Genomic DNA, 20,996 nt, shown 5'->3' on the forward strand with positions numbered 1-20,996 from the left:
GACGCAATGGTGACGTCGCGCGGGTCACGGGCGCGATGCACGGCACATCAAATGGCCGATAGCTGGAAGCAGAAAAACGCTGTGATGACAGGAGAACGACGCAATGGATGCCGGAAGCGCCGCACAGCGGGCAACCGCACACCTGGACGAACGCACCGCCTGGCCATGCCGGCGGTGAAACGATTTCCCGAACGCCCGACAGTTACTCTTTCATCGCGAAGTCGCCTAACATCGTGAAAAAGATAATCTGCTGTTTGGCCAGTTTCTTGCCGCATGTTTGTACATGCTTTGTTCGGAATGCTCGTTATTTGATATTGCAGTTCGGCACCCCTGTCAACGTTATTTTTTACGAAAAACCGACTTCGCAAATCACGTCTAAAGCACGCTTCTTCGGAGCCTGATATGCGCACGATCCTGTTCAGCAGTCGTCAATACGACGTCGATACATTCACCGAAGCCAATGCGGCGCATGGCTATGAGCTGCATTTCCAGGAATCGCCTCTCGACACAGAGACCGCGATCCTCGCCCATGGCTACGACGTGGTGTGCCCGTTCGTCAACGACAACGTCGACGCCGCCACGCTCGAGCGGCTCCATGCGGGCGGCACGCGGATGATCGCGCTGCGCTCGGCGGGCTTCAATCACGTCGACCTCGCGGCGGCAGAGCGGCTCGGCATGCCGGTCGCACGTGTGCCGGCCTACTCGCCGTATGCGGTCGCCGAACATGCGGTCGGGCTGATTCTCGCGCTGAACCGGCGCCTGCCGCGCGCGGTCGCGCGCACGCGCGAAGGCGACTTCTCGCTGCATGGGCTGCTCGGCTTCGATCTGCACGGCAAGACGGTCGGCGTGATCGGCACCGGCATCATCGGCCGGGTATTCGGGCGCATCATGGCGGGCTTCGGCATGCAGGTACTCGCCTACGACCCGGGGCCGCACGCCGACGAACTGATCGCGCTCGGCGCGCGCTACGTGCCACTCGATACCTTGCTCGCCGAATCGGACATCGTCAGTCTGCATTGCCCGCTGCTGCCCGACACCTATCATCTGATCAACCGCGCCGCGCTCGCGAAGATGAAGCGCGGCGCGATGCTGATCAACACCGGGCGCGGCGGGCTCGTCGAGGCGAACGCCCTGATCGGCGCGTTGAAGGACGGCCAGCTAGGCCATCTCGGGCTCGATGTGTACGAGGAAGAAGGCGGCATCTTCTTCGAGGATCATTCGAATCTGCCGTTGCAGGATGACGTGCTCGCGCGTCTGTTGATGTTCCCGAACGTGATCGTCACCGCGCACCAGGCATTCTTCACGCGCGAGGCGATGACCGAGATCGCGCAGACCACGCTCGCGAACATCGCGGCGTGGCAAGCGGGCACGCCGCGCAACGTCGTGCAGGCGGGGTAGCGGTGATAACCGGGGCGTATGCGAATTGCCGCGGACCGCGAAAGTTAGACGTCGCTGTCGCCGCCCAGGTGGGTCGCGCGAATCTCGGTGCGGGCATCATCGGCCGCACCGCACAGCTCACGCAGCAATGCCGCCTCGCGCTCGTGCACTTCGACCGGACACCAGCGCGCGCCCGCCTCGGCCAGGTAGCGCGCGCGATGCTGGCCGTTGCGAAACGCCACCACCCCCTCGCGCTCGATGCCTATCCAGCCGAGCAGTCCCGGCGCGCGACGCGTGGAGATCGTGACGTAGGGCATCTGCGGAATGCGCGCGCTGTCGGGATCGAGAAACTCGCGAATGCCGCGGACCTTGCCCGCGTGCCATTCGGCGACCGGCTTCAGCACGTAATCGGTGTTGTCGCGATTCGCGCACACGAGCAGCTTGCGCAGATCGACGAGCACCACCTGGTGACGTGTGCCGTCGGTGACGAATACGCGTTTCAGACGCACGTGGTCGTACCACGAGTGCTCGCGCAACGGCACGATCCAGACTGTTTCGGCGCTGGTCGGCGCGGCGGCCGGCGATGAATTGGGCAAAGGCAGGGACAAAGGCACACTCGGCAAGCTGGCGGCAGGACGCCAGCGCATTAATAGAGCGCTAACGCTACGAGCCGGATGTGACGGAAACATGACGGCCTACCGGATTAACTACGCTGCATGAACGGTTGGCAACATTGCCTGATCAACAGGCGAGCACGGCGCTTCAGATACCCTTCAGGTATACATAACGATGATAGCCACCGAATATTTCAATAACCATGTTCGAATCGAGTCGGATGACGTCGCCGGCGTCGCGACGATCGTGCTGGACCGGCCCGCGCGGCGCAACGCGGTCGATCGGCAGGTGGCCGACGCGTTGAGCGCCGCGTTCAGCCGCTTCGAGGCCGAGCCCGCATGGCGTGCGGCCGTGCTGTTCGGCGCCGGCGGCACGTTTTGCGCGGGCGCCGACCTGACCGCGCTCGCCGATGACACCCGCCGCAACGAGCTGCACGCCGACGGCAGCGGCCCGGGTCCGATGGGACCGACACGCACACGCTTCAGCAAGCCGGTGATCGCCGCGATCGCCGGCTATGCGGTCGCGGGTGGACTCGAGCTTGCCGCGATGTGCGATCTGCGCGTCGTCGAGGAAGACGCGGTGCTCGGCGTGTTCTGCCGGCGCGTCGGCATTCCGCTGATCGACGGCGGCACGATCCGGCTGCCGCGACTGATCGGTTTGTCGCGCGCGCTCGATCTGATCCTGACCGGCCGCGCGGTCGATGCGCGCGAGGCGCTCGCGTTCGGGCTCGCCAACCGCGTGGTGCCGAAGGGCGAAGCGCGCGCGGCCGCCGAGCAACTGGCCGCGGAACTTGCCGCGTTTCCGCAGGCAGCGCTGCTCGCCGATCGCCGTTCCGTGCTCGAGAACAGCATGCTGGACGATCTCGCCGAGGCGTTGCGGCGCGAAGGCGCGGGCGGCTACGCGGCGGTGTTCGCCGAGGGCGTGGCGGGCGCGGCGCGCTTTGCGTCGGGTGCGGGCCGCCATGGCGACACGTTGGACGCGGACCAGCCGGCGCCACCCAGCAGTTGAGACGCGCTCACCTGAAACGAAAAGAGGAACTGCGATGGCTACGATCTACCGGGAAATCGCCGTGGAAATCGCCGCGGCCGATGCATGGGCGGCGCTGCGCGATCCCGCCGACGTCGCTCGCGTGTTCGCGGGTGTGCTGACCGAGGCGCGCATGGACGGCGAACTGCGCTGGGTCACGTTCGCCGACGGCACCGTGGTCGAGGAACGCGTGATCGCCGTCGACGATGCGCACCTGCGGCTCGCCTACTCGGTAGGCGGCGGACGCTTCGAGCATCATCACTCGACGTTGCAGGTCGTCGCCGACACGCCCGCGCGCTGCCGCGTGATCTGGATCAGCGACTTCAAGCCCGACGAGCGCGCCAACGTGGTCGAAATGCTGGTGGATGCGGGCTGCGCGGCGCTGCAGCGCAACCTCGCGCGACACTGAGCGCCGCCTTCCACAAAAACAACAGCTTTCCCGACGGCCTGCAAGGCAGATTTGACTTAGGTAGAATCCCCTACTGTTTTCCCCTATCCGGCGACAGCGTTTCCGCCTTCGGAAACGCCCGCCCGGCGCCCGATTTTCGCGCCGCTTCACGTATCACACCCCATCGTCGCCATGCCTTTGCCCCTGCTTGCTCTTGCCGTTGCCGCGTTTGGAATCGGTACCACCGAGTTCGTCATCATGGGGCTGTTGCCCGACGTCGCGCGCGATCTGTCGGTGTCGATTCCGGCGGCTGGCATGCTGGTGTCCGCGTATGCGCTCGGCGTGACGATCGGCGCGCCGATCGTCGCGATCGCGGTCGCCAACATGCCGCGCAAGAAAGCGTTGATGAGCCTGATCGGCGTGTTCATCGTCGGCAATCTGCTGTGTGCGATCGCGCCGGGTTACGCGGTGCTGATGGCCGCGCGCATCGTCACCGCGTTCTGCCACGGCGCGTTTTTCGGCATCGGCTCGGTGGTCGCGGCCGGGCTCGTCGCGCCGAATCGCCGCGCGCAGGCGATCGCGCTGATGTTCACCGGCCTCACGCTCGCCAATGTGCTGGGCGTGCCGCTCGGCACCGCGCTCGGCCAGGCGGTCGGCTGGCGCGCCACATTCTGGGCCGTGACCGGCATCGGCGTGCTGGCGGCGGCCGCCCTCGCGGTGTGCCTGCCCGCGAAGATCGAGATGCACAAGGCGAGCCTCGTGCGCGAATTCAGCGTGCTGAAGAACCCGCAGGTGCTGATGGTGCTCGGCATCAGCGTGCTCGCGTCGGCGAGCCTGTTTTCGACCTTCACCTACATCACGCCGATTCTCGAAGACGTGACCGGTTTCACGCCGCACGCAGTCACGCTGGTGCTGCTGCTGTTCGGCCTCGGGCTGACGGTCGGCAGCACGCTCGGCGGCAAGCTCGCGGACTGGCGGCTGATGCCGTCGCTGGTCGCGTTCCTGATGGCGATCGTCGTGATCCTGTGCGTATTCGCGGGCACGATGCACGCGCGCATTCCGGCGATGCTGACCGTGTTCGTGTGGGGTGTGCTCGCATTCGCGATCGTGCCGCCGCTGCAGATGCTGATCGTCGATCGTGCTAGCCACGCGCCGAATCTTGCGTCGACGCTGAATCAGGGCGCGTTCAACCTCGGCAATGCGACCGGTGCGTGGCTCGGCGGCATGGCGATCGGCGCCGGCGCGCCGCTGACGACGCTGCCGTGGGTCGGCGTCGCGACCGCGTTGGGTGCGCTGTTGTTGACGTTGTGGTCGGTGTCGATCGAGCGGCGGGTGGCGGTGGCGGGGTGAGCTTGCCGGCCGAACTCGTGGTTCGAGAACGCGATCACACCGTTCTGCACTTTGCCTATAAACCTCTTCGATGAAGCATCCCACCGTCTACACGACTACCCCTGCCACTGGCGTTTCCGCCGTCGTGCGGTGGGATGAACAAACGATGCTTGTCGATCAGCATCACCGGTTGACCGGATTGGACTTTTACACCAATCCCGAGCGATGGACCGTCCGCACGTCCGCATTCGCAGACCCAAGCGAAGAAATTCCGCACATCGATTCAGAATTCGACGCACACGGACATGCAGACGACATGGGCGCGCCGGAGGTCTTTACGAGCCTCGCGACGGCACCCTTTATCTGTCGTGGGGTGACGTGTCTCACTGGTACGGTCTTGCGCCAACGCTCGCGATCGGCGTCGATGACGACAAGCGTCTCACGCAAATCCGTCTGAGCGGTCTGGCTCGCCGACCGGCTCGGCCGCGAACGCGTGCATATCGGCTGCGGCATCGTGGTCGTCGCGTTGTTGCCGCTGCTGCCGTGGGCAGTCGGCTCGCCGTGGCTGCGCTGGCCGCTGCTGTACGTGCTCGGCGCGGCCGCGGGAGCGATCTACACGCTGTCGCTGGTGGCCTGCGGCGAGCGCTTTCGCGGGGTCGCGCTGGTGTCGGCGAGTTCGCTGGTCGGCGCGTCGTGGAGCGCGGCGAGCTTCGGCGGCCCGCTCGTCGCCGGCGCGTTGATGAAAACGGTCGGTCACGATGCGGTGGTCGGCGTGCTGTTGTGCGCGGCGCTCGCGTTTCTGGTGGCGGCGTGGTGGGAGCGTCGGCGGATCACGCTGCGGGTGGCGAGTTGACGATTAGACGCTAGTTGCTGGCTTTTACGATCTATACGCCGGGTGATAATCTTCAACCCACGTTGCGCGGGCACTCGACACGGCCCATATTTTGTGGTGCCACCGCAAGCAACGGGGAGTCCGCCATGGTCTCGATGCGCCTGTTGCTCCGTGCCACCCTGTTGGGCACGGCGATCGCGGTAGCCGCGGTCGTCGCCGCAAACTGTGGAGGCGGCGGAGGCGGAAACAGCAGTGCCCCGACGGGCACGAGCGCCGGCGGCAGCGCCGCATCGGGCGCATCGACGCCAGCCGCGGCAAGCGGCGGCAGCACCACCACTGGTGGCACCACGAGCGGCGGCACCGGCACCGGTAGCGCCGGCACCTCGGGCAGCGGTTCGGGCACGTCGATGGGCGGCACCTCGGCGGCAGCCGTGCAGGACGTGCTCACCTATCACAACGACATCGCGCGCACCGGCCAGAACCTCGGCGAAACCACGCTGACGCCCGCCAACGTGACGGCCGCGACGTTCGGCAAAGTCGGCTTCTTTAGTGTCGACGGCAAGGTCGACGCGCAACCGCTATTCGTCACTTCGCTGGCGATCGAGGGCGGCACGCACAACGTGCTGTACGTCGCGACCGAGAACGATAGCGTCTACGCATTCGATGCCGACACCGGCGCGACCCTGTGGCAGGTGCGCACGCTCGGCAGCGGCGAAACCCCGAGTGACGACCTCGGCTGCAGCCAGATCGTGAACACGATCGGCATCACCTCGACACCGGTGATTGACCGTTCGCGCGGCACGCACGGCACGATCTATGTCGTCGCGATGTCGAAGGACGCGGCCGGTGGCTACCATCATCGCATTCACGCGCTCGACCTCGCGACCGGCGCCGAACTGCTGAACGGCCCCACCGAAGTCGCCGTCGCCTCTTACCCGGGCACCGGCGCGGGCAATACGAACGGCGTCCTGCCGTTCACCACGCCGTTGTACGCGGAGCGCGCGGGGCTGCTATTGCTCGGCAGCACGCTTTACACGTCATGGACCTCGCACTGCGACCACGGCGGCTACACGGGCTGGATCATGGGCTACGGCGCCGACACGTTGCAGCAGACCACCGTGCTCAACGTGACACCTAACGGCATCGGCGGCGCGATCTGGATGAGCGGCGCGGGACCGGCGTCGGACGGCTCGTCGATCTATCTGCTCGATGCCAACGGCACCTTCGAAACGACGATGACCTCGAGCGGCTTTCCGGCCAACAACGATTTCGGCAATACGTTCCTGAAGCTCGGCACGTCGGGCGGCCTGTCGGTCGCGGACTATTTCGCGATGACGAACGTCGTGCAGGAGGCCAACGACGACATCGACCTCGGCTCCGGCGGCGCACTGGTGCTGCCGGACCTGACCGACGCGAACGGCGTCGTGCAGCATCTGACGCTCGGCGCGGGCAAGGACAGCACCATCTACGTGCTGAATCGCGATTCGATGGGCAAGTTCAACCCGACGACCAACAACATCTATCAGGAGATTCCCGCGCAGCTGGCCGGCGGCGAGTTCGGCATGCCCGCCTATTTCAACGGGCGCGTGTATTTCGGCTCGGTCGGCGATCATCTGAAGGCGTTCACCGTGACCAACGCGAAGCTGTCGATCACACCGACCGCGCAAAGCGCGATGACGTTCGCCTATCCCGGCACGACGCCGAGCATCTCGGCGAATGGCACGACGAATGGCATCGTATGGGCCGCCGAAAACGGCAACGTCGCGGCACTGCATGCATTCGACCCGGCCACGCTCAACGAGCTGTACAACAGCAACCAGATGGGCACGCGCGATCAGTTCGGCACCGGCAACAAGTTCATCACACCGATGATCGCGAACGGCAAGGTGTATGTCGGCACGACGAATGGCGTGGCCGTGTTCGGGCTGCTGGGCGGCTGAACCGGACGACGCGCCGAGTCATTGCGACGCGACACGCCCGTGGTCTCGCACCAACGACGAGGGCCGGCATTCGCTGCCGGCCCTCGCTGATCGTGACTGCCGCGCGCTCACTCTCGCGCCGGCAGAAGCTCTCCGGCACACGCGCCGAACCCCACGCGATACCCGTCGCCCTGGCACCAGCCGACCAGCGTCAACTCATCGCCGTCCTCGATGAACGTGCGCGTACCGCCCTCCTGCAACTCCAGCGGCTTCTTGCCGTTCCACGTCAGTTCGAGCAGGCTGCCGTACGAATCCTCGGTCGGACCGCTGATCGTCCCGGAGCCCATCAGGTCGCCCACCCGCGTATTGCAGCCCGCCACCGTGTGATGCGCGAGCTGCTGCGCCATCGTCCAGTACATGTATTTGAAGTTGGTCCGCGCGATCGTGCTCGCTTGCCGCGCGTGTGGCGCGCGCAAGCTCACTTCGAGATGAATGTCGAATGCATGCTTCCCTTGATGCCGCAGATACGCGAGCGGCTCCGGCTCCTGCACCGGCTGCGCGACGCGGAATGGTTCGAGCGCATCGAGCGTGACGACCCACGGCGAGATTGTCGTCGCGAAGGTCTTAGCGTTGAACGGGCCGAGCGGCACGTATTCCCATTGCTGGATGTCGCGCGCGCTCCAGTCGTTCAGCAGCACCATGCCGAAGATGTGCGCCTCCGCGTCCTCGCACGCGATCGGCTCGCCCAGCGCATTGCCGCCGCCGATAATGAAACCCGTCTCCAGTTCGATATCGAGCTTGCGGCACGCGCCGAACACCGGGCGCTCCTGATCGGGCAGCTTGAGTTGACCATTGGGGCGACGCACCGGCGTACCGCTCACGACGACCGACGACGCCCGTCCGTTGTAACCGATCGGCATCTCCGACCAGTTCGGCAGCAGCGCATTCTTCGGATCGCGGAACATCGCGCCGACATTGGTCGCGTGTTCCTTCGATGAATAGAAATCCGTGTAGCCCGGAATCTGCACCGGCAGATGCAAACGCGCGTCGGCCGCACGCACGAGCACCTTCGCGCGCAACGCGGCAGCGTCGCGCAGCGTCGCGGTGTCGCGCGCGAGCAGTTGGCTCAACTGGATTCGAACGCCGCGCCATGCGTCGCGGCCGAGCGCGATGAAATCGTTCAGCGCATCGCGCGCGAACACATTCTGCGGCGGCGCGTTCAGCAGACCTGCTTCCTGCAACGCGGCGAGATCGACGATCTGATCGCCGATCGCGACGCCCACGCGCCGCGCGTCGTTGCCACGGTCGCTGAAAATGCCGAACGGCAGATTCTGGATCGGGAAGTCGCTGGCCGGCTCGTTGGCCGACTCGATCCAGCTCTTGCGCGACGCATCGAGCGTCGCCTGGAGATCGTTCACCGCGTTCATCGTTGCTCCGGATTGAAGTGTTTCTCGAGGCCTTGCCAGCACTCGTAGTAATGCGCCTGCAGTTGCGTGGATTCGAGCGCGAAGCGCGTCGGCCTGATCAGCGTGCGCGTCTCGAACATGAAGGCCATCGTGTCGTCGACCTTCTTCGGCACCGAGGTATCGATATGCGACGCTTTCTCGAACGTGTCCGCGTCCGGGCCGTGACCGGTCATGCAGTTGTGCAGGCTCGCGCCGCCTGGCACGAAGCCCTCGGCCTTCGCGTCGTAGACGCCATGCACGAGCCCCATGAACTCGCTCGCGACGTTGCGATGGAACCAGGGCGGGCGGAATGTATCTTCGGCGGCGAGCCAGCGCGGCGGGAAGATCACGAAGTCGAGCGTATCGACGCCCGGCGTGTCGCTTTGCGATTGCAGCACGAGGAAGATCGACGGGTCCGGATGGTCGAAGCTGATCGAGCCGATCGTGTTGAAGCGGCGCAGGTCGTACTTGTACGGCGCGTAGTTGCCGTGCCATGCGACCACGTCGAGCGGCGAATGGCCGATGTCGGCGCGCCACAGCTTGCCGTTCATCTTTGCGACGAGTTCGAATGCACCTTCACGGTCTTCGTACGCGGCGTGCGGCGTCAGGAAATCGCGCGGATTCGCGAGACCGTTGGAGCCGATCGGCCCCAGCTCCGGCAGACGCAGCAGCGCGCCGAAGTTCTCGCAGATATAGCCGCGCGCGCTGCCGTCCGGCAGGCTGACCGCGAAGCGCACGCCGCGCGGAATCACCGCGATCTCGAACGGCTCGATATCGATGCGGCCCATTTCGGTCGCGATGTGCAGGCGGCCTTGTTGCGGCACGATCAATAGTTCACCGTCGGCGCTGTAGAAGAAGCGCTCGTGCATCGAACGGTTCGCCGCATATAGATGGATCGCGCAACCGCTCATTGCTTCGGCCGAGCCGTTGCCCGCCATCGTGGCCCAGCCGTCGATGAAATCGGTCGGTTCGGACGGCATCGGCAGCGGGTCCCAGCGCAGCTGGTTCGGCGGCGTCGGCGGCACCTCGGCGAAGTTCGCGACGAGGCGCTCCGACGGCATCAACGTGAACGGCTTGTGCATGGCCGCCGGGCGAATCCGGTACAGCCACGAGCGACGGTTGTGACCGCGTGGCGCCGTAAATGCCGTGCCCGAAATCTGCTCGGCATACAAACCATAGGCCGCGCGCTGCGGCGAGTTGCGGCCGGTCGGCAGCGCGCCCGGCAACGCCTCGGTCGCAAATTCGTTCCCGAAACCCGACTGATAGCCGGGCTCGATTTCAGGCCGCAGACGTTGGTCGGCCGGCGTACGTGTTGAGGTATCCATACAAGGTTCTCCGCGAGTTGCTCGATTCTTTCCCGGGTGATACGTGATCTTTGCCGTCAGGCTCAGGCCGGCTCCGCTTCGGACGCGCGGTTGGGTTGCCGCGTTGCGCCCGCGAGCACGACCACCAGCAGCGCCGAGCACAGCACCGGCACCGCCGCCGCATGAAACAGCGCGGCATTCGACCAGTTCAGCGCGATCAGCTGTCCGCCGACGAGCGGTCCGATCACCGAACCGATCCGGCCGATGCCGAGACTCCAGCCGATGCCGGTCGAGCGCAGCGCGGTCGGATAGAAATGCCCGGCGAGCGCATTGACCGCCGGCTGTCCGCCGACCACGCAGAAGCCGCCCGCGAACACGACGATGAGCAGCCACGGCAGGACATGCGCGACCGCGCCAATCGTGGCGACCGCGACCGTGGCTACCGCGAAGCACGCGAACAGCACGCGCACGAAGCCCATGCGCTCGATAAACCAGCCGAGCAGCAGCGTGCCGATCACGCCCCCCGTCTGCAGCACCGTGCCGACGATCACCGCTGTGCCCGGCGTGTAGCCGGCGTCGCGCATCACGGTGGGCAGCCAGTTCGACAGAAAGTACAGCACGATCAGGTTCATGAAGCTGATCGCCCACAGGATCAGCGTGACCGGAGTGCGTCCCGCGCGGAACAACTCGGCGACCGGCGCGCCGTCGCTGCGTTTTTCGCTGACGACGAGGCGCGTGTTCGCGTCGATCCGCAAAGCCGGGTCGAATTTCGCCAGCCAACTCATCGCGCGCTCGCTGCGCCCTTTCAGCACCAGAAATTGCAGCGACTCCGGCAGCGTCGCCAGCATCGCGAACGCGAGCAGCAACGGCACCGCGCCACCGACCCAGAACACCGCGCGCCAGCCGTAGGCCGGAATCAGCGCGGCGCTGACGAAGCCGCCGACCGCCGCGCCGAGCGTGAAGCCGCACGACACCAACATCATGCGCTTGACGCGATGCGCGGGCGTCGAGAATTCGCCGACCAGCGCCATCGCGTTCGGCATGATGCAGCCGAGCCCGAGACCCGTGATGAAGCGCAGCGCGATCAGCGCGGGAATCGTCGCGACGAACGGCGTGGCGAGCATCGACAGCGAGAAGAAGAACGTCGCGCCGATCAGCACCGGCCGGCGGCCGATGCGGTCGGCCAGCACCGACAGCCCGAGCGCGCCCAGCAGCATGCCGAACAGGCTTGCGCTGAAGACGGGGCCGAGCGCGGTTTTCGCGACGTGCCATTCGGCGATCACGCTGGGCGCGACATAGCCCATCGCCTGCGCGTCGAAGCCGTCGATCAGCAGACACAGTCCGCACAGCGCGAGCAGCATCGCCTGAAAAGTCGGGCGATGCGTTTCGGCGAGCACGCGCTCGACTTCGATCACATTGGCGGCGGGTTGGTCACTCATAGGGCGTCCCTCGAACTCGGTGAAATCGCGTTTTACGGATAGTAAAACTAATTACGAATAGTGAAACTAACGTATACCCCTGGAAACGCGCGCGTCAAGCTCGCCATTCCGCGCTGAGCCCCGGCCAATAAGCTTGAGGCCCATAACGTTATGAGCATTTTGTTAATCTGCGCAGGGCGCGTACTGCTACCATCAATGGATGCGGCCATCGCGTCGCGCTGCCACGCGCCCGGTGCGCGTTCATCGTCGCCTTTCATTCCCTTCATGATTTCGCCAACCATCCCCGATCTGATCGCCCGCGCCGCTCATCACCCGTTTCTCGGCGAGCATCTGGCAATGGGACAAGGCGCGCACGCCGGCATCGCGCTCGCGCATTTCGACGGCATCGAGCTCACCAGCGCCTACGAGCCGATCTTCGACATCAGCGTGCATGGGCTCGCGCAGTCGCTGTCATGCGGCGCGGAAGGGGTGGACCGCTTCGGTGACGAGCTCGGCTTTCAGGCGGTCACGCACCGGCTCGGCGCACCGCCGTTCGACGTGTTCGATCCGTTCGACAACATCGCCGACGATCAGCAGCTGGTCGCGCTGGATCGCATGTCGCGCGCGCTGCATGCAATCAACTTCTTCGGCCCGCAGCGGCATGGGCTGCTGTTTCTGCGCGTGCACGAGAGGTTGTTGAAGAGTGTGAAGTACGACCACGGCCTACATTTTTCGAACGTGCTGACGTCGTTCAATCTGAGTCCGGCGCGCATCGTCATCGAGCTGCCGGCGGCGGCAGTCGCGCACAAGACGTTTCTGGGCTATCTGACGCGCAGCTATCAGCACTACGGCTTCAAGGTGGCGGGCAATCTGTCGAACGCGGGGCAGATCCTGTCGGTATCGGAAACCGCGCGGCTCGACTTCATCAAGATGGATGCGTCGGTCGCATTGCGCGACGCGACCGTGAAGCCGCTCGTCGGCTACGCGGGCCGGCTAAAGGTGCCGCTGATTTTCAATCGCGTGATGGACGAGACGCAGTTCTCCGCACTACAGCAGTACGACGTGCGGTTCGTGCAAGGACCATTGTTCAACGCGCATTATCACGACCGGGCGGCGTGACACGGTGTGGGCCCGATTGGCCGGGGCGCCCCGGCATGACCTTCAGCCCGGCTCTCCCAGCCGCGCGGCGAGCGCCTTCAGACGCGGCGCGACGTTCTCGCGAAACACCTCCTCCCCCATCGACGACGCCGGCCCGCTGCAGCTGAGCACGAGCCAGCGGTTTTCGCGCGGCTCGCGAAACGGCACCGCGACCGCGTTCACGTCGTCATGCCACGCACGAAACGAGTAGCAGCACCGCTCGGTCGCGAACGCGGCGATCTCCTGTTCGGCTTCGGCGACCAGCATCGCCCCCGCCCTGCCAGCCGCTTTTTTCAGTTCCGCGAGTAACGCGGTTCGCGCGTCGGGCGGCTGCACGGCGAGATAGGCGCGGCCCATCGAACTCGTCAGCATCGACAGTTTCGAGCCGGAGGCGAGGCCGAGCGTCAGCGCTGTTTCGCTGCGGATCGTCTCCAGATACACCATGTCGAGCCCGTCCCGGCACCCGAGCGAGACCGCCGCGCCGACCTCGCGCGCCAGGCTGCGCAGGTGCGGGCGAGCAAGCTCGAGCATGTCGCTGCCCGACAGCAGCGCGAAGCCGAGCGACAGCACCCCCGCGTCGAGCGCATATTTGCCGTGTCTTTCGTCGAGCCGCAGATAGCCGAGCACCGTCAGCGTGTAGGCGAGCCGGTTCACGGTTGCCTTCGGCAAACCCGTGCGTTCGACGAAATCGCGATTGCCGAGCATCGTGTCGCCCGGCTGGAAAGCGCGCAACAGGTCCAGCCCGCGAGCAAGGGCGACGACGAATTTGCGTTCGTCGAGCGGAGCGGAGAAAGTGGATGGCAGCGTCATAGGGTGCTAAACTCGGGCGTCGTTTGCAAAACATTGTTTCGCAAGGCGGAACTCAAGTCAAGCTCGTTCTGAGCGTGAAATCAGGGAGATACGTCATGGCCGTAGCCGCGCAGTTTCATTGGGAAGACCCGTTGCTGCTGGATCAGCAGTTGACCGAAGACGAACGCATGGTGCGCGACGCCGCCGCGGCATACTCGCAGGACAAGCTGCTGCCGCGCGTGCTGGAGGCGTTCCGCCATGAAAAGACCGATCTCGGCATCTTTCGCGAAATGGGCGAGCTCGGCCTGCTCGGCCCGACGATTCCCGAACAGTACGGCGGCCCCGGTCTGAACTATGTCGCGTACGGGCTGATCGCGCGTGAAGTCGAACGCGTCGACTCCGGCTATCGCTCGATGATGTCGGTGCAGTCATCATTGGTGATGGTGCCGATCTACGAATTCGGCTCGGACGCGCAGAAGGAAAAATATCTGCCGAAGCTCGCGCGCGGCGAGTGGATCGGCTGCTTTGGCCTGACCGAGCCGAACCACGGCTCCGATCCGGGCAGCATGGTCACGCGCGCGAAGAAGGTCGATGGCGGCTATTCACTGTCGGGCTCGAAGATGTGGATCACCAATTCGCCGATCGCCGACGTGTTCGTCGTGTGGGCAAAGCTCGAGGAAAACGGCAAGGACCACATCCGCGGCTTTATTCTCGAGAAGGGCTGGAAGGGTCTGTCGGCGCCGGCGATCCACGGCAAGGTGGGTCTGCGGGCGTCGATCACCGGTGAAATCGTGCTCGACGAAGTGTTCGTGCCGGAAGAGAACATCATGCCGGGCGTCAGCGGCCTGCGCGGTCCGTTCACGTGTCTGAACTCGGCGCGCTACGGCATCGCCTGGGGCGCGCTCGGCGCGGCGGAAGCATGCTGGCACATCGCGCGTCAGTACGTGCTCGACCGCAAGCAGTTCGGCCGGCCGCTCGCTGCGAACCAGCTGATCCAGAAGAAGCTCGCCGACATGCAGACCGAAATCACGCTCGGGCTGCAAGGCGTACTGCGCCTCGGCCGCATGAAGGACGAAGGCACGGCCGCCACCGAAATCACGTCGATCATGAAGCGCAATTCGTGCGGCAAAGCGCTCGACATCGCCCGCCTCGCGCGCGACATGCTCGGTGGCAACGGCATTTCGGACGAGTTCGGCGTGGCCCGCCATCTGGTGAACCTCGAGGTCGTCAACACCTACGAGGGCACCCACGACGTTCATGCGCTGATCCTCGGCCGCGCGCAGACGGGTATTCAGGCGTTCTTCTGATGCCGATGCTGGTGTTCTGCTAGTGCAAAAAAAGCCGGTTCATTCGAACCGGCTTTTCTGTTTGATGCCGCGCAGCTTACCGGTTCGGCTGCGGCGTCATGCGAAGGTACGGACGCAGCGCCTTGTAGCCCTTCGGGAATTTCTGCTTGATCACTTCTTCGTCCTTCAGCGACGGCACGATCACGACGTCATCGCCCTGCTTCCAGTTGCCCGGCGTCGCGACCGAGTGACTGTCGGTCAGTTGCAGCGAATCGATCACGCGCAGCACTTCGTCGAAGTTGCGGCCGGTACTCGCCGGATACGTGATGATCAGACGCACCTTCTTGTTCGGATCGATGATGAACAGCGAACGCACGGTGAACGTTTCGTTCGCGTTCGGATGAATCATGTCGTAAAGCTGGGAGACCTTGCGATCGCCGTCCGCGAGAATCGGAAAACCCACGCTGGCGGCCTGCGTCTCATTGATGTCCTTGATCCACTCCTTGTGCGACTCCGCGCTGTCGACCGACAACGCGATCGTCTTCACGTTGCGCTTTTCGAACTCGCTTGCAAGCTTCGCGGTCAAGCCAAGCTCAGTCGTGCAGACCGGCGTGAAGTCGGCGGGATGCGAGAACAGCACGCCCCAGCTATTGCCGAGCCAGTCGTGAAAACTGATACGGCCAATGCTCGACTCCTGTTCGAAATCCGGCGCAATGTCGCCAAGACGTAGACTCATAGTGCATCTCCTGTAGGTATTCGGAACGTATCCAGATAAGGTCGCGGGCGTGTGCCCGCGACGGCCCGTCACGATAAAGCATAAGGCCGCCGTGGTACATCGCGAACCAACATCGCGTCAGTACTTTATGCGTTTTTGTAATTTTCTCCCGTTTGATGGAAACTTTGCGGGACAGATCAACTCAATCCGATACCGGTCTGGAGCAAAGTGCCCTCAAGCGGCTGTCTCCACGCGCTGCCGGGAACGGATCGTGCGTCGGCGGCCTGCAACCGGCACTAGGCTCGCCAGCGACCGTTTCTTTGGTTACGATTCACGCGTAGCGTGAGACAAAGGGAGCTGTCAATGTCGGAAGTCAACAAGGAGAGATTGATGTCGGATATCAAAACCGTCCTCGCGGACGCTGAAGACCTGCTGAAACAGGCCGCGAGCGCTACCGGCGAACGCGCGTCCGAACTGCGCGAGACTGCGCTGACGCGACTGAAGCAGGCGAAAGAAAAAGCAGCCGACGTTCAGGTCGTGGTCGTCGAAAAAGGCAAGAAGGCCGCCCGTGCTACCGACGACTACGTGCACGAACATCCGTGGGCGTCCATCGGCATCGCCGCCGGCATCGGCGTGATGGTCGGTCTGCTGATCAATCGCAAGTAAAGGCCGGTGAGGCCGCCGGAGCAGGCACGTCCGGCGCACCGGCGATACGGGCGGACCGGCGCGAGCCTCGCCGGTCCCCTTCTGCTGGCGTGCGTGCGCGCCGGCCAGGCCCTCACGCGCAACGCCCACAGCCATGACGACCGAAACACACTCGCAGCGCGCAGGACACAGCCCGTTGCGCCGTATTCTCAGTTCCGTGTTTGCAATCCTGCAGACGCGGCTCGAACTGGTGGGCATCGAACTCGCCGAGGAAAAAGACCGCCTGCTCGGCGTGCTGTTTCTCGGTCTTGCCGCGATGATGCTCGCCACGATGGCCTTGATCGCATTAACCGCACTCGTCGCCATTGCCTTCTGGGACACTTATCGATGGCAGGCGCTTGCCGGCATCACCGCGGTCTACGCGATTGCCGGGCTCGCCTGCGCGCTGAAGGCGCGCAGCGGTTTGCGCAACGCGCCGCTGGTATTCGAAGCGACCATCGCCGAATTCGAAAAGGATCGCGAAGCGTTTCGCAGCCGCGACTGATGGGCAACTTTGTCTGCATCCGACCCATCGCCTCACCTCCATTCCCGCCGACACGCCATGAGCCCATCCCGTCCCGATACAGCCTTTCGTAACAAGCGCCATCCGTCGAAGGATCTGAGCGCGCCGCATCTGCGGGCGCTACGCAAGGAATTGCTGCTCGTGCGCGCGGACGTCGAACGCGTGGAGCTCGCGCAGGCCGCGTTCGAACTGCGCCAGGCCGTCACGCATTTCAGCTGGCTCAAGTTCGTGATTCCCGGCTTCGGCGGCGTGCGCGTCGGCAAAGGGTCGAAGGCGCGCGTGCTCAACGCGGGCACGATCGGCGCATTGCTCAAGCAGTACCCGTTCATCAGCTCGGTCGTTTCGCTGTTGCTCGCCAAACCGCTGCGCGCAACGGTCGTCAGGAGCGCGAGGCCCGCGCTCAAGTGGGGCAGCCTTGCGCTCGGCGCGTGGGAAGCGTTCCGGATCTGGCAACAGATGAAGAACGAGTCGGCGGCGGCACGGGCGGCGGCGGCTTCCGCTACTGCGCAGTCGGCAGCTGAGCAGGCTGACTCGACGCGAAGCGGCTATTGAAGTCGTGGCCGCTGCGAGGGGCTGCAATCCGCGATCTATCGGATGTCGCGATCACATGGCCGCGCCCGTCGGTTTCGATTGACCCGCTCCCGCTAGCCCGTATTCCAGCATTCGTTGCTCGTGGGCGTCGCGCCGCTCGCGTCGTTTCTATTGCCCCGCTGGCCTGTCGCATCTAGCGTGAACGTGCCGCAGGGGTCATCGCGCATCGGGCCCGCTTCCGCGGGTGCCGCTTCGATCGAATAGCCGCCGTTCGTGTCGTCCGCGGGCAGCACCCGCACGCGATACACCGGCGCGCCGAACTGCGGCGCCTGATCGATGCCCGGTGGCAAGGCCGGCACGCCATCGCTCGCCGCGGCCTCGACGAATTGCGCAGCCCGATATAGCGCCGACGCCGCGTCGATGCGATGAGTGCGCGCGATGTGGCTTCGATACGAAGGGATCGCAAACGCGGCGAGCGTGGCGGCAATCGCGAGCGCGATCACGAGTTCGAGCAGCGTGAATGCGGTTGTGTTCGGGCTTTTCATACGTGTCCAGTCGGTGCGTTCGTCAGAATGGTCTCGCGGCAACGCGCCGCCAATGACGCTCGATCGCGCCATCCTCGGTCACCAGCTCCAGCTGCAACCAGACCTGTGACTCGCTGCTCTGCCCGAAGCCGCGCGCGCTCAGCAGATAAGCGCTGGCGTTGGGCCGACTCGCGAGACGCCAGCGCTCGATCAGGCATTGCGGCGCACGCGACGATCCCGGCCATTGAGGCACAGGTGTGAGGGCGCCTGCGTCGAACGCAGTTTCAAGCCTCCATTGAGCCGGCTCGCCGGATGTGAGCGGCGGATTTGGCGCGTCGCCAGTTGCCGATAGCACGTTGCGCTCGCACAAGCCGAGCGCCGAATCCGCCGCGTGGAAAGCCTGCAGATAGTCGCGCGCATTGGTCGCCGCGCGAGCGGCCGCGAGCGATGTTTCGAACCATATCGCGGAAGTGGCGAGCATCATGGCCGCGATCAACAGCACGATGGCTAGCACGACACCGCGTTGATGTGCGCGTCGGGCACCGTCCCGACAACTTCGCCTAACCAGGTGTTTCGCTTTTGCGCCCACTCCGCCGCACATGTCGAACGTGCGGCAGCGTTTCGTTGCTGCGTCGCGGTCCATCACGACGACGCCCCAGCGCGATTGCGCAGCGCAACCCTGCGCGAAAATACCTGTCGAGGTCGCAAGTCTGTGCCGAGCGTACTCACGCCATCGCAATCGATGTACTTCGAGCGTCGTCCTTGCGGCGCGCCGCGCACGAGCACGCAGACATCTACGGCGACGACGTTCATCCATTGATCCGCCGCGACGGCCGACGCATTCACCGCATCGGCCGCACCGTCCAGCCAGTAGCGCAACCGCACACGCTCGACGCCCTCGACCAGCGGCTGCGCGGACCCCGCATTGCCGCTGCCGACGCAGTAGAGTTCCGGCTCGCCGGTCGAGCCGCTGATGTTGGCAAAGTACCGATTGACCACCGGCGCGCCCTGATCGCCAAGGACTGCGTCGCTGCTCTTGACTGCCTGGCCGACACAATCGGTGGCCTGCCCACTCGACGATGGCCATGTCGATACGAGGTCTGCGACGTAACGGATCGCGACGCCGTCGGAGCCGGTGCTCAACGTGGTGCAAGCCAGGCTGTCGTCGGCACCGGTCGGGCGACCGCCCGAGCAGCCGAACAGCGCAGGCGCCGCGTTATAGCCCACGACGTCGGCAGGGACGAAGCCCGCCATCTGCAATTGCTGGCCGATCAGCATCAGCGCGGTCAAGCCGGCTTCGCGAATCCGGTTCGCGTTGCTCGCCTGCACGAATACGTTGCGCTGTGCCGTGTAAAGGGACACGGCGCCCGCGGTCACGATCAGCCCGAGCGCCATCGCGATCAGGAATTCGACCAGGGTGTGACCGCGTGGGCAATGTGGCCGCTTCATTTCGCGAACGCCAACGCGACACACGACGATCCGGCCGGTGCATCGACGTCGCCGCAAGGCTCCGCCGGCGGGCCGATCCCATCGCCCGCAGCGGGCCTGTCCCGCACGGACGCCCACGTCACGCGCGCCGCCGCGACCGCGCCGCTCCCGCCGATCGATGCGTCGCCGTGCGGCAGCAGAACGCTCGCCCATGCGTTCCATTGATTGACTGCGGCATCGCCCGCGGAAGGCGTGCGCGTCGCTTCGGCGATCGAGTCGGCTATCCACGCGGCGCTCTCGCGCAGCGACATCGCGCGCGCTTCGCGTGCGGCCCACACCTGAGCCGCGATCAACCCCAGCGCGCTCACCGCGACCAACGCGACCGCCAGCATCACCTCGATCAACGAGCTGCCGCCACACGCCGACGCACGCACACGCACACCGGTGTCGAATGTGTGCCGTCTCATGACGCCGCTCCACACGCACCCTCCGTGATCCGCGCGCGACCTCCTGCCGCGACACTGATGCAGCGCCGCCACGGGTTCCCCTGCACCGACTTCGATGGGCTCCGCGGGGCGATATCGAAACTTCGAAACGCGCCGATTAGTTGCCCTGCGGGCGGCGTGAACGTCATATCCGTCTGCACGCCGGTGATGCTCACCGCCGCGAGCGCCGGCTGCGCGCGCAACAACGACGGCTTGCCGCCGCGTTCGGCGAATACGGCCCAGCCGCACGCCCAGTCGGCGATGCCGTCGGCGCAAGCTTGGCCCGACGCGAGACAGACGCGCGCGGCGTCGACGCGACACACCGTGATGCGCGCGCCGCGCCGCAGCGCCTCGCTGCGCGCGTAGGCGAACGTGGACAGCAGCGCCTTCGAGCGCGCGTCGATCTGATCGCGCATATGCCATGCCGTGAACGACGGCATCGCCATCACGGCCATCAGCATCACGAGCGCTATCACCGCCAGCGTTTCGACGAGCGTGAAACCGGCGCGCGATGGCCGGCGAGTTCCCTTGATTTCCATCTGTATCCCTGAGCGAATCGAACGGATGCAGCCAATCTAGCGATTCGCGAGCGCGCCGACCATCGTCCGAATGGCCAGGTGGCATTCAGACGTCAGCGCGCGCAACAATGCACGTGACGATCCATCAAGGAGGCGGGAGAAGCGATGCGTGAAGAAAAGCGCGAAATGCGCGAGGCGATGGATGCGAATGACCGCAGCACAGGTGCGGCGTGCGTGCGCTCAGCGCTTGCGGGAAGGCTTGGGCGGGGAAGAGGCGCGGCGGAATTCCTCGATCACGTCCTCGAATTCGGAGACGTCTTCGAAGCGCCGGTACACGGAGGCGAAGCGGACATAGGCAATCGTGTCGAGCGCGCGCAACTCGTTCATCACGAGTTCGCCGAGGCGCTCGCTACGCACCTCGCGCTCGCCGCTACCGAGCAGCTGGTACTCGATGCGGGCGACCGCCGCTTCGATCGCGTCCACCGCAACCGGGCGCTTGCGCAGCGCCAGTTGCATGCTCGCGACGATCTTGCGGCGATCGAATTCCGTGCGCGTGCCGTCCTTCTTGACGACCGACGGCAACGCCAGTTCGACCCGCTCATACGTCGTGAAACGCTTGTCGCAGGCCGGGCAGCGGCGGCGCCGGCGAATCGTCGCGCCGTCTTCGGATACGCGCGAGTCGACGACCTGCGTATCGGCGTGGCGGCAGAAGGGGCAATGCAT

22 protein-coding genes and 1 pseudogene are annotated in these 20,996 nt (G+C 65.2%); 11 read left to right on the forward strand and 12 right to left on the reverse strand.

The window, feature by feature from the left end:
- Positions 1 to 402: 402 nt before the first annotated feature.
- A complete protein-coding gene (locus tag GCT19_RS01920) occupies positions 403 to 1,398 on the forward strand; it encodes a 2-hydroxyacid dehydrogenase (RefSeq protein ID WP_152850870.1) in 996 nt (331 codons plus the stop codon).
- A 44-nt stretch (positions 1,399 to 1,442) separates the two neighbouring features.
- Here the strand turns inward: GCT19_RS01920 and GCT19_RS01925 are convergent, their stop codons facing one another.
- Positions 1,443 to 2,024, reverse strand: coding sequence for a plasmid fertility inhibition factor family protein (locus GCT19_RS01925; protein WP_176135105.1), 582 nt, complete (start codon positions 2,022 to 2,024; stop codon positions 1,443 to 1,445).
- Between the two features lie 142 nt (positions 2,025 to 2,166).
- On the opposite strand from GCT19_RS01925, the gene GCT19_RS01930 reads away from it, so the two are divergent.
- From GCT19_RS01930 to GCT19_RS01955, 5 genes and pseudogenes are all read left to right on the forward strand, one after another.
- A complete protein-coding gene (locus GCT19_RS01930) occupies positions 2,167 to 3,000 on the forward strand; it encodes a crotonase/enoyl-CoA hydratase family protein (protein WP_152850872.1) in 834 nt (277 codons plus the stop codon).
- A gap of 34 nt (positions 3,001 to 3,034) precedes the next feature.
- Positions 3,035 to 3,427: an SRPBCC family protein gene (locus GCT19_RS01935; protein ID WP_018431841.1), complete on the forward strand. Its 393-nt coding sequence runs from the start codon at positions 3,035 to 3,037 to the stop codon at positions 3,425 to 3,427.
- 171 nt (positions 3,428 to 3,598) lie between these two features.
- Entirely contained in the window at positions 3,599 to 4,756 is a 1,158-nt protein-coding gene (locus tag GCT19_RS01940; protein WP_152850873.1) for an MFS transporter, read from the forward strand.
- Positions 4,757 to 5,198: 442 nt separating this feature from the next.
- Positions 5,199 to 5,588, forward strand: a pseudogene (locus GCT19_RS01950) (MFS transporter); the annotation flags it as partial.
- A gap of 125 nt (positions 5,589 to 5,713) precedes the next feature.
- On the forward strand, positions 5,714 to 7,507 hold the full coding sequence (locus GCT19_RS01955) for an outer membrane protein assembly factor BamB family protein (RefSeq protein ID WP_152850874.1): 1,794 nt from the start codon (positions 5,714 to 5,716) through the stop codon (positions 7,505 to 7,507).
- 107 nt (positions 7,508 to 7,614) lie between these two features.
- Here GCT19_RS01955 and fahA read toward each other — a convergent pair whose 3' ends face one another.
- From fahA to GCT19_RS01970, 3 genes are all read right to left on the reverse strand, one after another.
- Positions 7,615 to 8,913 (reverse strand): fumarylacetoacetase, encoded by a 1,299-nt coding sequence (gene fahA / locus GCT19_RS01960; RefSeq protein ID WP_152850875.1) that lies wholly within the window; start codon positions 8,911 to 8,913, stop codon positions 7,615 to 7,617.
- Entirely contained in the window at positions 8,910 to 10,256 is a 1,347-nt protein-coding gene (hmgA, locus tag GCT19_RS01965) for a homogentisate 1,2-dioxygenase (RefSeq protein WP_152850876.1), read from the reverse strand. Before hmgA ends, fahA begins: the two co-directional genes overlap by 4 nt.
- A 62-nt stretch (positions 10,257 to 10,318) precedes the next feature.
- Entirely contained in the window at positions 10,319 to 11,674 is a 1,356-nt protein-coding gene (locus tag GCT19_RS01970; protein WP_152850877.1) for an MFS transporter, read from the reverse strand.
- A gap of 264 nt (positions 11,675 to 11,938) precedes the next feature.
- Between GCT19_RS01970 and GCT19_RS01975 the strand changes: the two genes are divergently transcribed.
- Positions 11,939 to 12,772, forward strand: coding sequence for an EAL domain-containing protein (locus tag GCT19_RS01975; RefSeq protein ID WP_013088538.1), 834 nt, complete (start codon positions 11,939 to 11,941; stop codon positions 12,770 to 12,772).
- 42 nt (positions 12,773 to 12,814) lie between these two features.
- Here the strand turns inward: GCT19_RS01975 and GCT19_RS01980 are convergent, their stop codons facing one another.
- Positions 12,815 to 13,600 carry an IclR family transcriptional regulator gene (locus tag GCT19_RS01980; RefSeq protein WP_152850878.1) on the reverse strand — a complete coding sequence of 262 codons (786 nt, stop codon included), beginning with the start codon at positions 13,598 to 13,600 and terminating at the stop codon, positions 12,815 to 12,817.
- Positions 13,601 to 13,695: 95 nt separating this feature from the next.
- On the opposite strand from GCT19_RS01980, the gene GCT19_RS01985 reads away from it, so the two are divergent.
- Positions 13,696 to 14,886 (forward strand): acyl-CoA dehydrogenase, encoded by a 1,191-nt coding sequence (locus tag GCT19_RS01985; RefSeq protein WP_152850879.1) that lies wholly within the window; start codon positions 13,696 to 13,698, stop codon positions 14,884 to 14,886.
- A 76-nt stretch (positions 14,887 to 14,962) separates the two neighbouring features.
- Here GCT19_RS01985 and GCT19_RS01990 read toward each other — a convergent pair whose 3' ends face one another.
- The gene (locus GCT19_RS01990) at positions 14,963 to 15,601 is read right to left on the reverse strand and encodes a peroxiredoxin (RefSeq protein WP_013088535.1); all 639 of its coding nucleotides are present in this window, start codon (positions 15,599 to 15,601) and stop codon (positions 14,963 to 14,965) included.
- 342 nt (positions 15,602 to 15,943) lie between these two features.
- On the opposite strand from GCT19_RS01990, the gene GCT19_RS01995 reads away from it, so the two are divergent.
- The 3 genes from GCT19_RS01995 (at position 15,944) to GCT19_RS02005 (ending at position 17,339) form a co-directional block, all read left to right on the forward strand.
- Positions 15,944 to 16,246 carry a DUF883 family protein gene (locus GCT19_RS01995; protein ID WP_013088534.1) on the forward strand — a complete coding sequence of 101 codons (303 nt, stop codon included), beginning with the start codon at positions 15,944 to 15,946 and terminating at the stop codon, positions 16,244 to 16,246.
- A gap of 133 nt (positions 16,247 to 16,379) precedes the next feature.
- Complete coding sequence (locus GCT19_RS02000) at positions 16,380 to 16,769, forward strand: phage holin family protein (RefSeq protein WP_013088533.1); 390 nt, start codon at positions 16,380 to 16,382, stop codon at positions 16,767 to 16,769.
- Between the two features lie 57 nt (positions 16,770 to 16,826).
- Complete coding sequence (locus GCT19_RS02005) at positions 16,827 to 17,339, forward strand: DUF3318 domain-containing protein (RefSeq protein WP_018431852.1); 513 nt, start codon at positions 16,827 to 16,829, stop codon at positions 17,337 to 17,339.
- Positions 17,340 to 17,431: 92 nt separating this feature from the next.
- On the opposite strand, the gene GCT19_RS02010 is transcribed toward GCT19_RS02005, so the two are convergent.
- The 6 genes from GCT19_RS02010 to nrdR all read right to left on the reverse strand — a co-directional run bounded on the left by GCT19_RS02010 (position 17,432) and on the right by nrdR (position 20,996).
- Positions 17,432 to 17,863, reverse strand: a complete 432-nt coding sequence (locus tag GCT19_RS02010; RefSeq protein WP_152850880.1) for a type IV pilin protein — start codon at positions 17,861 to 17,863, stop codon at positions 17,432 to 17,434.
- Between the two features lie 22 nt (positions 17,864 to 17,885).
- Positions 17,886 to 18,356 (reverse strand): pilus assembly PilX family protein, encoded by a 471-nt coding sequence (locus tag GCT19_RS02015; protein WP_018431854.1) that lies wholly within the window; start codon positions 18,354 to 18,356, stop codon positions 17,886 to 17,888.
- A 128-nt stretch (positions 18,357 to 18,484) separates the two neighbouring features.
- Positions 18,485 to 19,291, reverse strand: a complete 807-nt coding sequence (locus GCT19_RS02020) for a PilW family protein (protein ID WP_152850881.1) — start codon at positions 19,289 to 19,291, stop codon at positions 18,485 to 18,487.
- Positions 19,288 to 19,737: a type IV pilus modification PilV family protein gene (locus GCT19_RS02025; protein ID WP_152850882.1), complete on the reverse strand. Its 450-nt coding sequence runs from the start codon at positions 19,735 to 19,737 to the stop codon at positions 19,288 to 19,290. The genes GCT19_RS02020 and GCT19_RS02025 overlap by 4 nt, the downstream gene beginning before the upstream one ends.
- Positions 19,734 to 20,294 (reverse strand): GspH/FimT family pseudopilin, encoded by a 561-nt coding sequence (locus tag GCT19_RS02030; RefSeq protein WP_152850883.1) that lies wholly within the window; start codon positions 20,292 to 20,294, stop codon positions 19,734 to 19,736. The genes GCT19_RS02025 and GCT19_RS02030 overlap by 4 nt, the downstream gene beginning before the upstream one ends.
- A 219-nt stretch (positions 20,295 to 20,513) precedes the next feature.
- Entirely contained in the window at positions 20,514 to 20,996 is a 483-nt protein-coding gene (nrdR, locus tag GCT19_RS02035) for a transcriptional regulator NrdR (RefSeq protein ID WP_008919734.1), read from the reverse strand.

The organism is Paraburkholderia atlantica, assembly GCF_009362785.1.
GTDB classification, from domain to species: Bacteria; Pseudomonadota; Gammaproteobacteria; order Burkholderiales; family Burkholderiaceae; genus Paraburkholderia; species Paraburkholderia atlantica.